The 13,231-nt window shown below is 54.2% G+C and carries 19 protein-coding genes and 1 pseudogene; 9 read left to right on the top strand and 11 right to left on the bottom strand.

Annotated features, from left to right (window positions below):
- Nucleotides 1–183 precede the first annotated feature (183 nt).
- The 4 genes from RFN30_RS23150 to RFN30_RS23135 all read right to left on the bottom strand — a co-directional run bounded on the left by RFN30_RS23150 (nucleotide 184) and on the right by RFN30_RS23135 (nucleotide 2,241).
- Complete coding sequence (locus tag RFN30_RS23150; protein WP_320264401.1) at nucleotides 184–324, bottom strand: hypothetical protein; 141 nt, start codon at nucleotides 322–324, stop codon at nucleotides 184–186.
- 4 nt (nucleotides 325–328) lie between these two features.
- Complete coding sequence (locus RFN30_RS23145) at nucleotides 329–667, bottom strand: hypothetical protein (RefSeq protein WP_320264400.1); 339 nt, start codon at nucleotides 665–667, stop codon at nucleotides 329–331.
- A 61-nt stretch (nucleotides 668–728) separates the two neighbouring features.
- Nucleotides 729–1,169: a Ros/MucR family transcriptional regulator gene (locus RFN30_RS23140; RefSeq protein WP_320264399.1), complete on the bottom strand. Its 441-nt coding sequence runs from the start codon at nucleotides 1,167–1,169 to the stop codon at nucleotides 729–731.
- Between the two features lie 82 nt (nucleotides 1,170–1,251).
- Complete coding sequence (locus tag RFN30_RS23135) at nucleotides 1,252–2,241, bottom strand: hypothetical protein (RefSeq protein WP_320264398.1); 990 nt, start codon at nucleotides 2,239–2,241, stop codon at nucleotides 1,252–1,254.
- A 174-nt stretch (nucleotides 2,242–2,415) separates the two neighbouring features.
- On the opposite strand from RFN30_RS23135, the gene RFN30_RS23130 reads away from it, so the two are divergent.
- The 5 genes and pseudogenes from RFN30_RS23130 (at nucleotide 2,416) to RFN30_RS23110 (ending at nucleotide 4,266) form a co-directional block, all read left to right on the top strand.
- Nucleotides 2,416–3,075, top strand: coding sequence for a hypothetical protein (locus RFN30_RS23130; protein ID WP_320264397.1), 660 nt, complete (start codon nucleotides 2,416–2,418; stop codon nucleotides 3,073–3,075).
- A 7-nt stretch (nucleotides 3,076–3,082) separates the two neighbouring features.
- Nucleotides 3,083–3,172: pseudogene (locus RFN30_RS23125) on the top strand (SOS response-associated peptidase); the annotation flags it as partial.
- A gap of 171 nt (nucleotides 3,173–3,343) precedes the next feature.
- Complete coding sequence (locus RFN30_RS23120) at nucleotides 3,344–3,622, top strand: hypothetical protein (RefSeq protein WP_320264396.1); 279 nt, start codon at nucleotides 3,344–3,346, stop codon at nucleotides 3,620–3,622.
- A gap of 27 nt (nucleotides 3,623–3,649) precedes the next feature.
- Nucleotides 3,650–4,042 carry a hypothetical protein gene (locus tag RFN30_RS23115; protein WP_320264395.1) on the top strand — a complete coding sequence of 131 codons (393 nt, stop codon included), beginning with the start codon at nucleotides 3,650–3,652 and terminating at the stop codon, nucleotides 4,040–4,042.
- 23 nt (nucleotides 4,043–4,065) lie between these two features.
- Nucleotides 4,066–4,266 carry a hypothetical protein gene (locus RFN30_RS23110; protein ID WP_320264394.1) on the top strand — a complete coding sequence of 67 codons (201 nt, stop codon included), beginning with the start codon at nucleotides 4,066–4,068 and terminating at the stop codon, nucleotides 4,264–4,266.
- Nucleotides 4,267–4,755: 489 nt separating this feature from the next.
- On the opposite strand, the gene RFN30_RS23105 is transcribed toward RFN30_RS23110, so the two are convergent.
- Together RFN30_RS23105 and RFN30_RS23100 are read right to left on the bottom strand one after the other, a co-directional pair.
- Nucleotides 4,756–5,049, bottom strand: coding sequence for a hypothetical protein (locus tag RFN30_RS23105; RefSeq protein WP_320264393.1), 294 nt, complete (start codon nucleotides 5,047–5,049; stop codon nucleotides 4,756–4,758).
- Nucleotides 5,050–5,163: 114 nt separating this feature from the next.
- Nucleotides 5,164–5,418, bottom strand: coding sequence for a hypothetical protein (locus tag RFN30_RS23100; protein ID WP_320264392.1), 255 nt, complete (start codon nucleotides 5,416–5,418; stop codon nucleotides 5,164–5,166).
- Here RFN30_RS23100 and RFN30_RS23095 point away from each other — a divergent pair.
- Complete coding sequence (locus tag RFN30_RS23095; RefSeq protein WP_320264391.1) at nucleotides 5,402–5,722, top strand: ArsR/SmtB family transcription factor; 321 nt, start codon at nucleotides 5,402–5,404, stop codon at nucleotides 5,720–5,722. The two genes, RFN30_RS23100 and RFN30_RS23095, sit on opposite strands and share 17 nt — an antisense overlap.
- 17 nt (nucleotides 5,723–5,739) lie before the next feature.
- Here the strand turns inward: RFN30_RS23095 and RFN30_RS23090 are convergent, their stop codons facing one another.
- The 3 genes from RFN30_RS23090 to RFN30_RS23080 form a co-directional block, all read right to left on the bottom strand.
- Entirely contained in the window at nucleotides 5,740–6,468 is a 729-nt protein-coding gene (locus RFN30_RS23090; protein WP_320264390.1) for a hypothetical protein, read from the bottom strand.
- 77 nt (nucleotides 6,469–6,545) lie between these two features.
- Nucleotides 6,546–7,019: a hypothetical protein gene (locus RFN30_RS23085; protein WP_320264389.1), complete on the bottom strand. Its 474-nt coding sequence runs from the start codon at nucleotides 7,017–7,019 to the stop codon at nucleotides 6,546–6,548.
- 62 nt (nucleotides 7,020–7,081) lie between these two features.
- Nucleotides 7,082–7,414: a hypothetical protein gene (locus tag RFN30_RS23080; RefSeq protein ID WP_320264388.1), complete on the bottom strand. Its 333-nt coding sequence runs from the start codon at nucleotides 7,412–7,414 to the stop codon at nucleotides 7,082–7,084.
- A gap of 103 nt (nucleotides 7,415–7,517) precedes the next feature.
- On the opposite strand from RFN30_RS23080, the gene RFN30_RS23075 reads away from it, so the two are divergent.
- Nucleotides 7,518–7,781 carry a helix-turn-helix domain-containing protein gene (locus tag RFN30_RS23075; protein ID WP_292325499.1) on the top strand — a complete coding sequence of 88 codons (264 nt, stop codon included), beginning with the start codon at nucleotides 7,518–7,520 and terminating at the stop codon, nucleotides 7,779–7,781.
- Nucleotides 7,782–7,837: 56 nt separating this feature from the next.
- Here the strand turns inward: RFN30_RS23075 and RFN30_RS23070 are convergent, their stop codons facing one another.
- Together RFN30_RS23070 and RFN30_RS23065 are read right to left on the bottom strand one after the other, a co-directional pair.
- Nucleotides 7,838–8,209, bottom strand: coding sequence for a DUF6641 family protein (locus tag RFN30_RS23070; protein ID WP_320264387.1), 372 nt, complete (start codon nucleotides 8,207–8,209; stop codon nucleotides 7,838–7,840).
- Nucleotides 8,210–8,431: 222 nt separating this feature from the next.
- Nucleotides 8,432–11,302, bottom strand: a complete 2,871-nt coding sequence (locus tag RFN30_RS23065) for a plasmid replication protein, CyRepA1 family (RefSeq protein WP_320264386.1) — start codon at nucleotides 11,300–11,302, stop codon at nucleotides 8,432–8,434.
- A 428-nt stretch (nucleotides 11,303–11,730) separates the two neighbouring features.
- Here RFN30_RS23065 and RFN30_RS23060 point away from each other — a divergent pair, with 428 nt between their 5' ends.
- Both RFN30_RS23060 and RFN30_RS23055 read left to right on the top strand, forming a co-directional pair.
- Nucleotides 11,731–12,063, top strand: coding sequence for a type II toxin-antitoxin system RelE/ParE family toxin (locus RFN30_RS23060; RefSeq protein ID WP_320264385.1), 333 nt, complete (start codon nucleotides 11,731–11,733; stop codon nucleotides 12,061–12,063).
- Nucleotides 12,064–12,131: 68 nt separating this feature from the next.
- Nucleotides 12,132–13,229 carry a HigA family addiction module antitoxin gene (locus tag RFN30_RS23055; protein ID WP_320264384.1) on the top strand — a complete coding sequence of 366 codons (1,098 nt, stop codon included), beginning with the start codon at nucleotides 12,132–12,134 and terminating at the stop codon, nucleotides 13,227–13,229.
- Nucleotides 13,230–13,231 lie beyond the last annotated feature (2 nt).

Here is a 13,231-nt window from a genome sequence, read left to right as displayed (position 1 = left end):
CGGCGAGGTTGGACGCCTTGTCCCTGACACGGGAGCGGCCCGGCAGGCTAGCCGGTAGGCCAGCAAACGCCGGGCCTAACCGGCGGGGGCTCGGAATCGAAACACGGCACCGGCTGACAATGAACATAGGTCCCTGCCGAAATGATCGGCATCATCCATAAGGACGAAACGGGAGGTAGGTGCCTAACTCAGCAACGCATACAGCGCCAACCCAGCGATGATCAGGCAAGCAGCCATCCCGATGAAGTCGCGCCGAAGATAGAACCAGATCGAGCTGCCGAGCATCAGGGCCGTGATTGCGGCGATGTAGAGCGGGACGCTCATACCGCTAGTTTACTCGACACGGATGCTGCAGCCGGTACTCAAGCACGTGGGCGATGATCTCTTCCTCTTTGTCCAGCTTGTGTTTCTGGGCCAGAGTCACCTTATCGGTGGTTTCGAAGTGCGGCAGCGAGCGTATGAGATCCAGAAGCTGCGGGTTGCACTCGAATGCTATCGTCCTAGCGACAAGATCCGCGGGCTCGCAAAGATCCTTGAATTTGTCGAAGCCCGTGCTGAGACAGCCTTCATAGGCCTCGCGAGGCGTCTGGGCACTAGCGAAATCGCGCTTTAGCACAAAGACTGTCCCTGCAACCGCAACAGCGGCGATCAGCAGCAATCTATTCAAAAAAGGAAAGCCTCCCACATCCCCTGAATAGAAAATCGCGCAACTGCTGAGTGCGCGCCTTTTACGCTCTCGACTTCCTAGTAGCCACCTTCTTCGCAGGCTTCGTTCCAGGCTTGCGGCCGAGTCCGATCGACTTCGCCAGGACAGATCGCTGCGCCGCGTAGTTCGGCGCCACCATCGGGTAGTCCGACTTCAACTCCCACTTCTCCCGGTATTCCTCGGGCGTTAGGCCGTAGTGCACGTTGAGGTGGCGCTTCAGCGATTTGAACTTCTTTCCGTCCTCGAGGCAAATGATGTAGTCGGGGAACACCGACCGCTTCGGATTGACAGCAGGAACCAGGACCGGCGTCTCGGGTTCGGCCGGTCCCCCGATCTTCGAAAGCGACGAATTCACGCTCGCAATCAGATCGGGAAGAGACGCAACCGGCACCGGGTTGTTGCTGACATATGCGGAAACGATGTCTGCGGTTAACTCGATCAGGCTGTTCGTTTCGTCGGCCAAGATGAATCTCCAGTTGGAAGCCCCCTCACCGTCGTAGCTTTTGACAATCGTCTAATCAACAACGGAAGTAGCTGTCGGAGATTCATCTCGCACAAATCCACTGCAACATCCCTGCGCCGACCTTGCCGACGAACACGTTAGGCACGTCAGTCAACACTTCCGCAATTCGGGTGATCGCGGCTTCTGGAACGCGGGCATTTCGTGGACCTGAGCGCTCGGCCAAAATCCACCCCGCTGGCCCACACTTGCAGAACGAGAGGAGCGCCAGGGAATCGCCGTTCCAGCGATAAAAATAACGCTGACCCGATTGGACTGATGCGAGGGCATAAGCCAGCTCCTCGCCATCCCTTAGGCAGTTGCCAAATTCCTCTCCCGTTTTCCGCAACTGCTCTGCCGTGGTGATCGGGATAAGTGTGCCGATTTGCTCGAACGGTGCCTGCGGAAACGGCGTTAGGCTGAACAAATTGGCGAGGATTGCCCCTGGCTGACGACCCTGAACGATGGTGCGAACCAGTTCTTGCTCATTGTGCATCGGTGTCAGTCTTGAGATCACCCACATCAGCTCAACCAGCACCGGGGCCGGCATCTTACACTTCAGCAGCGCCCGCATGACACGGTTCGACACCGGCAGACTGGCAACTGATGCCAGTGAGACGAGGTCGTCATCGTCGATTTTTCCCGACTGGCAGGCGTGATTTGCCAGCGGCCCGCCGGCCGAAAGCACTTGATGGAGCGCGACATAGGTTTGTTTTGGCCTTGCAAACGGTCCGAATTTACCGAGTGCCGACATCATTCCAGCAGGGCAGGACCCGAACGCGTCCATCAAGATTTGTCGGGACTTGGCGAACGTGAGAAATCGGTACGTTTCGGCGTCGTAGGTGACCGTGCCATGGATAGCCAGCCATGCATGCCAGGTGTGTCGCCGATTGTCGGCAGCAAACAGGTATTCGTTGATGCGTTCACTTTGCCATATTTTCTGAACTTGAGCGCTGTCCTGCCTCGCAAGCAAGGCGATAATCGACTTTTCTGATCCATTGCGGTTCGATGACGGGCTAGTTCGCTCGCGATGCATTGGCGACCATCTCCTGATAGCCGGCCTTTCTTCATAGAAATCGCCACAGACAACTGCTTTCCGACGATGATTGTTGATCTTCAGCTCAGTTGCCAAACGTCTAACAGAGGCTACTGCTCCCTTGACAGGTCGAGTGGCGGGATCGACGCTTGATCGAGCTTTTCGGGGGGAGTTATGGACGCTGAAACTAGACGCTTTCGGAAACTAACTTCATGCTTCGCCCTCGCGTTAGTGCTGGTTTATGTGACATCGAATTCTAGCCAGGCTGACAGTGCGGTCGACCAGGCGTTGGCCGCCATGTCCGGCACTCTTGATGTCAAATCGCAGCCGTACTTCAACAAAGGTCAGTTGTCCGGCTGCACACTGGTTTTCGACGCGATCACGCAGGATTGGAACTATCGGCAAGGTGGATTTCTGAAAATTTCAGGGAACGTCTGCAACAACCTTGGCGCGAATCTGAAAGTGGTTGTGCTGGAAATTGACCCTAATGAGCCAACACTCGGGCTCAAACCATCTGCGCCGTCTCGTGCTTACCTGATTGACGACAACCTAAAGACTAACCTCGCAACACTGCGGGGCACACCCCCTTCAGATACGCCAGGAGCATTGTTTTCTATTTTTGAGGTGTCGCCCACTTTGGACATGGTTCTTGATGGCCTTCGGGCCAACAAATTGACGATCGCCTTCAACAGCAAGGGTGGCGACACGGATATACAGCTACCGTTGCAGCTCGACGTTCAAGAGGTGACGCAGTCTGGTGAACGTGTTCGGTCCAATAAAGCGAAATCTGACTTCGCAAACTGCCTAACGGCGCTTGGAAACAGTTTCAGATAGCTCTCAGATGTGCAACCTCTACAACATCACGACCAGCCAAGACGCCATTCGCGAGTGGACCAGCGCCTTGCGCGACATCACGGGCAACCTAGAGCCGTAGCTTGACACTTATCCGAACACCCCTGCCTCGGTTGTGCGAAATGCGCCGGATGGCCAGCTCCGCGACTGTTGACTGTCCGCTCATTCTTATTGGACCAAGGCATAGCAGTTCTTGACAGCAAAATCCTGTCCGTGTTCGTTGGGAGTGGGCAACGTCGCAGGGGGATATATGCGCAAGTTCTTATGTATATTGTCTTTGATAGCAACAACGCCGGCATTGGCTCAAAGCGCACCAATCGAACCCGACGCCGTCATTAGCGATCAAATTTCCAGAAGCATATTAGAGCCAGCCGTCAACATGGTTCGTCTTCACGGTTGGCGATGCGACAGCATCTCAGCGCTTCGACCTTTTTTGATGAGTCGTGGTTTTGCCGTTGTCTGTAATGGCTTCAACTACACCTACAATTTTGAAGACAAGGGCGGGAACTGGATCGTTTCTGTCGAATGAGCGACCGCATTTCTTGAGGGGGAACTCGTGAAAAGGCTGACTGTCTTGTCGGCAGCGCTCGCGCTCGCCGGATGTGTTACGCAAGAGCAGGTTGACAAGGTTGTGGCTACACAGCGCCCAGCGACCACTGCGGAGAAATCAGCAATTGTGAGTGCTGCGCGTGACTACTTTGTTGATCCATATTCGGTGCGCGACGCAGAGATTTCCAACGTGGTCCGGCTCAACGATCAAGGTCTTGAAGCGGTTTGCGTGAAGGCGAACGCTAAGAATCGCATGGGCGGCTATACGGGTCGACAGGCCACGTCCGTGCGACTGCTGAATGGCAAGCCGGTAGGGACGTTAGAGAACGCGCCCGCCTGCTACCTGCCTCAAATGCGATTTGAACGGTTCCCAGAGCTAGAGGCGCTGAAGAATCTCTAGATCGATCCATAGGAGGTCAAACCTTGAACAAGCCGCTTATAGCCGCTGCCGTCACCGCTCTTTTCGCGAGTTCTGCGCCAGTCATGGCGGACGCACAGATGGACGCAATGCGCGAATGCATGACGGTCGAGCAAAGCAAGCCTGATTCCAGCCGAGACGGCGTGTCCGCGTCCGAATATTGCGCGGCCTATGCCATCCTTAAGTCAAAGGGTCTGGCCGACTGAATAGCGAGCGGCGGACTTGTGTTTCAGTGAAATCGGGGCAGCATGAATCTACGATGGCCGATAAACTTGCTTGAGGACGGCTCAGTCGTCACTCAAGAAGGCGAATATCTAGGAACCTGGGGCACCGATGAATCGGACGCGATGTATGAATTCACGCCAGACGGCGCAGCCGAACCCCTGCTGTGCAATGTATTTGTGAAGTTCTTATGTGATAGCATTTTACAGTGGCACAGCTATAGGCGATAGTTTCGTGACAATTTACCAACGATCATCCGAGTTGCCCGAATGATATTGGTCGTATTCTTGCGTATCTCGGTTATTGTCCCAATTAGGAATATTGGGATATTTCTCGTCGAATATTCTCTGATTCTTGGCTCGTTCGCGCCACATCGCAAAGTGCCCGAGGACCATTACCACAAGCTGGAGCGTGAACCATATAGCGCCAATTGCGATAATGATCTCCACAGTTATTCGCTCCGTCTTCGCCGGTCACTGCTGCGACTTGCAAGATTCTAACTGACGCATCATGCTCGCCTTCTCACGGCCAATTCCGACGCGGTTGCCGACAAGGCCGCAAACGCTGGTCATGATGAACACCGCAAGCCACCAGCCAGCGAAGGCAGTGCCGAACACCGCGATGCCGAATGAGGGCATAACTATCGTCGCGAGGATGAGGCCGGCCACAACGAAGGAAGTCGTCCAGCGCTGTTGTGTGGTCGTCCAGGCGTGCCGAATGAACCTATTGCGAACTATGCGTAATGCTGTCTGAAAATTACGGTTCATCAATACCCCCTAGATGCCCAAAATCGTTCCTATCGCGGGATAGTCGATTCGGCAAATGCTAGGCCCGCCGGGTGTGAACGGCGGGCTTGTGGTCGGTCGCCGCTGATTTGGCGGCTAAAGCACACGTCTTCCCTTGAAGGCAAAAAGGCTATCCCAATGCTTCTTCCGGTTCCCGACCATGTCGCAGAGTTCCTGAATCATAAAGTCGATTTCGGAAACCGGATCTCGATCACCATTCAGGATACCGAGCCTCCTTGTTTCGATGTCAATCAGCCCTGAAAATATCTCGTTGTCGATAATCGCTTGCCCGAGGATAGCGCCGTCCATCGGACCAACCTGATGGAGAACGGCAATGGATGCACGCGTCATCAAGGCGCTGGCCTGCGAGAGCAGGCTCAAGATTCTGCAATTTCTGAGCTGGCCTGAGCTGTATTTTCCCGATGTTCCCGATGCTCGACAGACAGGCCTGACGAACAAGCTGATGTGCGGCAGGCTCGGCATAACACAGGAGTCAGTCAGCCTCCACATGCGCTGGCTCACTGAGGCCAAGTTAGTGACGGCTACGAAAGTTGGCACGCGCGTTTTCTACAAGCGCGATGAGCAGGGCATCGATGGGGCTGTCAGTTCACTGTGCGAACTGCTTCAGAATGGTCGAGCAGGCCCAGTCGGGTAAATGCGTTATGACCGCATTTAGTAGTGAATGGAGCCCTTCCCGCATCGGTGCCATTTGTACTGGTAGCCGGATTGGCCATTCTTGCCGTAGCACCATTTGGCGGCCTCAAGCTGACGGCCCAGGGCGTCTCTTGTAGCGCAGGCCTTTTCCGTCTGCGGATCATCACCTGAACCGCCCCGACAATTTTCGTTAGCCACCTGCCACTGACGGATCAGTTTCGTGGGAGGAAAGGCCTTTTTGGCCTCATTTGTCGGGCTCTGTTCCTGGCTAGGCCGAGCCGAAAAGCTCGGAAGAGGAATCTCGCGTGGTGCAGTCTTGGCTGAATCTTCCTGGCTGGGAGTGACACTGGGCAGCGAAACACCTTTAGCCGGCTTGTCCGTTGACGCGTCAGGCTCGCAAGAAATCAGTTGCATGCCGTCAATTCGCAAAGCCCGAGGGCTCTCAACGTCCAGGATGAATGACCGTTGCGAAGGCGGCTGGCCAGCTTCCATGCAGTCGGCATCAACAGCATAGCGATTGGGTCGAAGCGGTTTCACGGTGGCGACAACGCACCCTGACTCGGGAAATTCGTAGTAGTGCCCGCCCTTGGAAACCGAAAACTCTATGGAATCCAGTTTGCCTTGGCGAAACTGTTCGCAGTAGTCGACCGATCTCATGTAGGCGCCGTCGGCAATTGGCAGTGCATCCGTGGCATTGGCATTGGATGCGCCAACGACCAGGGATAGCAGGGGAAGTACCGTCTTCATCGGAGATCGGGCTAAGAACCTACCGGAAAGAGCACCCATGAGACCGCATCCTTGAGTGTGGGTTCCTCGGCCAGGGCCTAGAATTGCACCTTTGACCCCGGCTTGATTCTGATCGCAACGACGCAGTCCTGGAAAATTTCGAACAGCTCACCTTCCTTGGTTTTGCCACGATAAACTAGAGGTTCGGCATTCGTGCAGTTCGAACCCTGATAGACGTCGGCGTCAGGTTGGCCGCCAAATCGGTCAACGAATTCGGAGACCACCTGCTGCAAAGCCAAATCCTGTCCGTTGTAGAAGCATGGATACAGGTCCATCTGCGTGATCGACTGCTTGATGCCGAACACCATCGATGCGCAGGTCTCACCCTTCAGCCGCAAAAACACATGGTTCTGCTCATCATCGGTTGCGACCACCGGCGGCAGCACCTTGATCTCGTAACCATCAGCTTTGGCCTTCTGTTGCACCTGCTCGAAGGTGTCGCTGATCGTGAACCCTTTGAAGTTGCTGTCCGCATAGGTCAGACCAGGGAACGCAACGAAGAACGCTGCCAAAATGGTCCGGGAAACACGGCTAACGAGGCAAATTCCAGATGGAGCACCCATAGCCGCACCTCTCAGTAGTAGTATCGCTTGTTTCGAAACAGGTACATCAACAGGTAGATCGGCAGCCAAAGCCCGCCGGATAGGATCACCAAAATGATGTGAAACCAGTGGGGAAACCGCTTCACTGGCCCGCCGGCGCCGGTCGCAGCCGCGGCTGCCGCAGCTCCGCCGCCAGCATTCATGAACACCTGGGGGCTATTGCGTTGGCTCTTCAGAAGCTCGATCTCCCGCATTTGGGGATCGAGAATTTCCCCGCAGTGCTTGCACTTCTTGGATTTCGGATTGATCGGCTCCGCGCAATACGGGCAATCGATCGTAGCGGCTGTCGACGCAGTCTCGTCCATTGTTCCCCCAGTGTCTGACACCCCAAGGCGATAGCACTTCGCCTGATAATCATGGTCTTATATTACGTGGTTTCGGCCGAGGGCAACTGATTGCTTCCTGAAAATGGGAGTGCAATCACTGGTCGCCTGGAATCTTCGTCGCTTGAGGGTCGAACGCGGCATCTCACAGGACGACCTGGCGCTTTCGGCCGGCGTTGAACGGGCTTATGTCGGCTACTTGGAGCGGGCAGCGCGCAATCCGACGATCGTCACGCTCGAAAAACTCGCTGACGCGTTGGGAGTTGAAATGGCACAGCTGTTTCGTGAGCCGGAAGAAGGGGAATCCGTTCCAAAAACGTTACGTGCCGGCCGTAAGAAGGGCCGCTGAGCTGCGAAATGAGGTTGCCCACCTCGTCGGAACGGAGTGGGCTTAATCGAAAATGGCTACTCACCCTTCTTAAAGCGAGCCCTGACCTGGCTAGAGATCGTCGCCAACTGCGCATCGAACGTGCCTTCGATGGCGATTGCCTTTGCCTTCTTCAGCGCTTCGACCAGGTCGTCCATGTCGTTGCATGCGATTGCATGCTTGCCCTTGGCAAGTTCGAGCGGGACCTTTCCGTACTTGATCGACAGCATCAGCTTGCCCTCAGCATCAGTGGTCCACCAACGGCCACGGAACTTCCGCAGCCGGTTTTCCGGCTCCGCCATATACAGCTGATGATCGATCTGCATAAGCAGCCGCTGCTTACGCTTCGATGCAGGGTCCGATCCTTCGCGCTTCGGTGCCGCTACCAGTTTGAATCCTTCGAATGCCATTGTGATCTCCTTTCGTTGATGATCGACAACGGCGTCCCTTCTGATGGCTGGGAAGGTCAACGAGATAGTCGGCTGCGAACGATGGACGTTCCAAAGGGGGTAGGGAACTGGTCATTTCTGTAAAACAGTCGAACAAATCCCTTTCTGCACACCCGATTTTGATACGGGGGGATAGGGAAATCGACCATTTTTCTTAAAAAATCTAACTTCGCCCCGATCCCCCTATCGAGACGAGTTAACTTCATCTCCATGTTCTACCGGCATTTCTGCACGAATGTGCATCAGCTTTTTTAAACCACTCAGCTTCATATCGTCGAGCTTGTAAAAGACAGGCCTAGTGCCATTCGGACCCGTTCTTCGATCGCTCTTCAACGGCAGAAATACGTGTTTGAGCAAGTCGGATAGGACTTTTGTCTCGTTTTCGACAACCACGCTGCCGAATTTTCTCTGAAACTGTGCTTCGAAAACTGTGTTGTTCTTCAAAACGTATTCGCGAAAATCCGCAAGCTCATTTCTATGGAACCAAACATCCGGCTGGAAGCTCCAACCGTCGAAAATGGGCGTGCGTGACAGTGCTTCCCTGAGCAGAAACGCTTTCACGTTGTGGTCAGGCGTAACCAAAGGCGCAGCGCCAACCATTTCAAGGCGGTCTCGCATCATTTCACGGTCCAGGGCGGCGAATCTAGGGTTGAGAAGCTGTTCGAATGCCCGTACCCTCTCACGAAGGCGTGCTTCCTTGTCCAGTTCGATCAGCCCTGGGAAGATCTCGCGGCGATAAAAGCGCTCGATGTGAGCTCTTCGAATGCTGTCGGCTTCTTGAAGGGTTAGCTTGTCGCCTGAACGTTTTTTGCTGTTTAAAAGTTCAATTTCATAGTCCGTAAGCTTGGGGGAGTTCATCAATCGCTCAACGTAGCGATCGTGCGCCTCCGTCTTGCCAACCCGAAGGTAGTTTGCACCAAGCTCCGCCATTTGGGGATCCGGGGTAATATAGTCGACCTGCCAGCCGTTTCGGCGTTTGTATTCCAGAAAATTCTCTCGAAACCGATTCTTGGAAGCTCTCTGCAAAGCATTCACAGGCAGTGCGAGCCTAACCAAGTCATCGCTCTGAGCCAGCAGGTCGACACCACCATCTGGACCGTCGCCGACAAGGTATGAGAAAATCTTCGAGTCCTGCAGCTCCATTGCGATGACATCTACGTCTGTATCGAAGTTCTGCGTCTCTGGAGTCAGGAATACCTTTACCATACCAGGATCTCGAACACGCGCTAGCTGCTGGTCGCAATCAAGGTGGGTGTTCGTGATGGAGGGAAAAATACCGTAAACTACATCAAAATACTTTTCATTGTTATCGAACTTCAGATCAACGCCGGAGCTGAGGGCAGGAGACGAGAGAACCAATTGATATCGGCGAGATTGCGCCTTGGGATCGACTATGAACGCCACCGCCGGGTCGCCACTGGTTCGCGCCGTGTCAGCCGTGATACTCACGAACTTAATTTCGGGATCATTCACCGCAATTGCTGCAGAGAGGCTGTCAACAAACGCCTTGTTGTTCGAGACCACATAACACCGTTTTTTGCCTCGAAGGTTCGTGACCAAGTCGCCGATGATATGATTGGAAGACTGGAAAAACTGGGCTGGTCGAACGCTTGGGACATATTGGTTCAGATAAATCGATACGGGTCGCGCCGCCTGTCGGTTAAACCAATCGGCCAGAAATCCAAAGGACACCCACGATAGGTCGGCATCCAACGCCACTACGTTCGATGCCCTCGTGATAATGCTAACCAGACTACGCAAAATTGCGGGCCGCTTGTCCGCCATGGTGTCTGAGAAGAAATGCGCGAGGACCTGCTCGGATTCGTCGATCAGGACATAATCGTATGGCTTCTTCAAATCGACCGCGCGGAGACTGTCCAGGCAGACGCCAAATCTAGCTTGATGCGATGCGTTGCCCTTGGTCTTGACGTCCAAATAGCAATCGATCTGCAAATTGCGGCACATCGCCCTGACCAGCGATCGTCGATGACCAATGACTAGAATGCGAGCCTTGGGGACCTCCGCGACCAAGCGCTGAAGTGCCGTGGTTTTGCCCGTGGATTTGGGGCTTTTAACAAACGTTAGACCAGCGTCTGGTTTCAGATCTGGCACGAAGCCCGTATTCGTTACGATCGGAATAGCTCGAGGAAATGCTGCCTTGGCCAGATCAGGAACCCATTCGGGAATTTCTGATTGCTCCCCTTTAGTTGAGCACAGCACCGCGGCTTCGAACCCACCAAAATCATAGCCCTGCGCGTTGCCCCGTTCGGCGAACACCTTCTTACAAACGAAGCAATAGACGTTTCGCCTGCCCTTCTTGGAAATGTTAAAGATTGCCGACGGGTTTTCATCGTCATGAGACGGGCAGTGAACCAACGTTTTTTCGCGGATCTCCTTGGCTGGCAGTTTCCGTCCATCCGCCGTCTCTATGATCAGGTTGAGATCAAGACTCCCACGGGACGTGCCGACGACCGTTGATGGCAAATTGGATTCGCCTGCGGGTCTCTCGGCCTCGCCGAGCACTTCTGAAATCAGATGGTTTGCAGCATCCGAGGAAAGACCGCGATCGAACAGCCAAATTTCTGCATCGGTGTTGCCAAAACATAGGCTGGCGGCAGTGGTCATCGCACGATCACCTGAGAGCCGCGCTGCCAAAGCTGATGCCAGCGCCTCTATTTCTGGAAGTGACCTTACCGGGTGCTCTAGCGCGAAAGCGATGCGAAATCGGTGAGTTTCTGGCGTGTGACTATGGGTCGTATAAACGATTGTCGCATAATTGCGGACCAATTCGTGCTCGAACGCTTCTTGAAGGGTCATTCCACGGTCTACGTCGACCGACACCACGTTGGCCTCGATGAAGGTCTTTTTCGAGCGTTTATTGCCCTGGAATACGTAGGAATATGCAAAACCGGACTTTATCTGATCCGCAAGGGCCGCCGGGGTGACCGTATGGGGCTGAAAGTGCTTGAAATTAGCCCTATTTTTCGAGTTGTTCTTATTGATCAGGCGCTGGTTGATCGAGACGTAGAGAGGTCTGGATAGCCAGTCTGTCATCATTAATGCCCCGAGCCATTTCCACAAGCAATTAACCGCCGAGACGCGAACTGGTCGGCGCCAATGATATTTCAGATCCAAGACGACTAACTGGGGGGCTTGGCAGACGTGGCGGGTAAAAAACGCGGAAGGTCATCCACGAGGATTGGAACAACCTGACGGCTGGGACCGTTGGTGAACTCGTCTTTCTCGTTAGATGTATCCAACCTGCCCCTCCGTTCCTTATGCGCTTTAGCTAGTGAGCCTAGGGCCGAGTTTCCAGAGGCCTACGTCGAGCCGCCAAAAATATCTGTCTGGGCGGCCGCTTACAGCCGGGCCGCCAGACCAGAAGGGCGAACGCAGTTCCAGGGCTTCCCAACGTCGCGGCGATGTGTTACCTGTCACGTAATATCAAGTTCGTTACCTAATGGGTAATTCGGCGGCGGGAAATGGAATTCACGTATGAAAACAACAAACTCCGCCGTCAGCTCAACTCGAGTGTTGAGCTACTAAAGGCGTTCGGAGATAAAGCAAAGCGCATTCAGATGCGGTTGGATGTGCTAGCTGCTGCCGAGTGCCTTGCTGACGTTCCCCACGATCCACCTCCTCGGCGCCATCAACTAAACGGCGACTGGGAAGGTTGCTTCGCCGTGGATATCACTGGGAACTGGCGTCTGATCTTCAAACCAGATCACGATCCAGTTCCCCTAAAGGAGGATGGAGGTGTCGATTTGGCCAAGGTAACTGCGATCACCCTTGTGGGTGTTGTGGACTACCACTGAGCTGAGTCCCGAGAAAACACAGGGCGCGCATAAGTAAGAAGAAGAGCGCGCAGATAGGGTAGAATACGATGGACGGTGTAAAGACGGTTGCGGACAGAGAATGGTCACCGGATTGGGCAACTCATCCCGGTGACCATTTGGCTGAGTACATTGAGAGTCGTGGGTGGAATCAAGCTGAGTTTGCTCGACTAGCTGACATGACGCCCAAGCTTGTCAGCACAATTATCAATGGAAGCAATCCCGTGACGGCCGAGACCGCGCTTAAGCTTGAGCGGGTGCTTGGAATGAAGGCGAGTATCTGGACTTCCCTTCAATCCAATTGGGATCTCCACCAGGCCAGGCTTGCCAAAGAGAAGCAGCTTGATGAGGCATCGGATTTCGTCAGCTGCTTCCCCGTGAAGGAGCTTGTTGACCGTGGTGTGCTGCGTCCCACAAGGGATATTTCGCGGCTCTTAGAGGATTTGCTTAAATTCATCGGAATTGGAAGTCCTCATGCCATGCAAGCTAGGTTCGATAGCCTTGCTGTGCACCATCGGCAGTCCAGAGCGTTTAACACCGACCATTTCCATGTCGCGGCTTGGCTTATCCTCGGAGAGCATAAGGCACGCAGCATGAATCTCGATGCGTACGATTCACATCGGTTCATCACCGCGGTTCACGAAATTCGCGATCTTACGGTCACACAGCCGGATGTTTTTGAACCTCGCATGTACGAACTCTGCAGGGCTGCCGGCGTCGCTTTCGTCCTTGAAAAGCCGATCACTAAGACGCGCCTATTTGGATCAGCTCGATGGATCGAGGGCGACCGTGCGATCATCCAGATGTCTCTTAGAATGAAGAGCAATGATCACTTCTGGTGGACGTTCTTCCACGAGGCCGCTCACATCGTTTTGCACAAAGGTCGCTCATTCGCTGATGACAAGGGAGGCGAGGGTGATGGCGTTGAGGATGAAGCTGACTCATGGGCCGAGGATGTTCTCGTTGGAACCCAGCGTTTTGCAGAGTTCAAAGCCACAAAACCCCGATCGGAAAAAGACGTGGTGGAATTCTCGCACTCTGTTGGGATTCATCCAGGCATCGTTGTGGGCATGCTACAACACAATGGCATAATTAAATTCACTCACCTCAACGGGCTCAAAGAGCGGTTCGAATGGAAAGACGATTGACT

The sequence above is a fragment of the Mesorhizobium dulcispinae genome (assembly GCF_033977345.1).
Taxonomy (GTDB): Bacteria; Pseudomonadota; Alphaproteobacteria; order Rhizobiales; family Rhizobiaceae; genus Mesorhizobium; species Mesorhizobium dulcispinae.
This window is presented reverse-complemented; position numbering and strand designations above follow the sequence as displayed.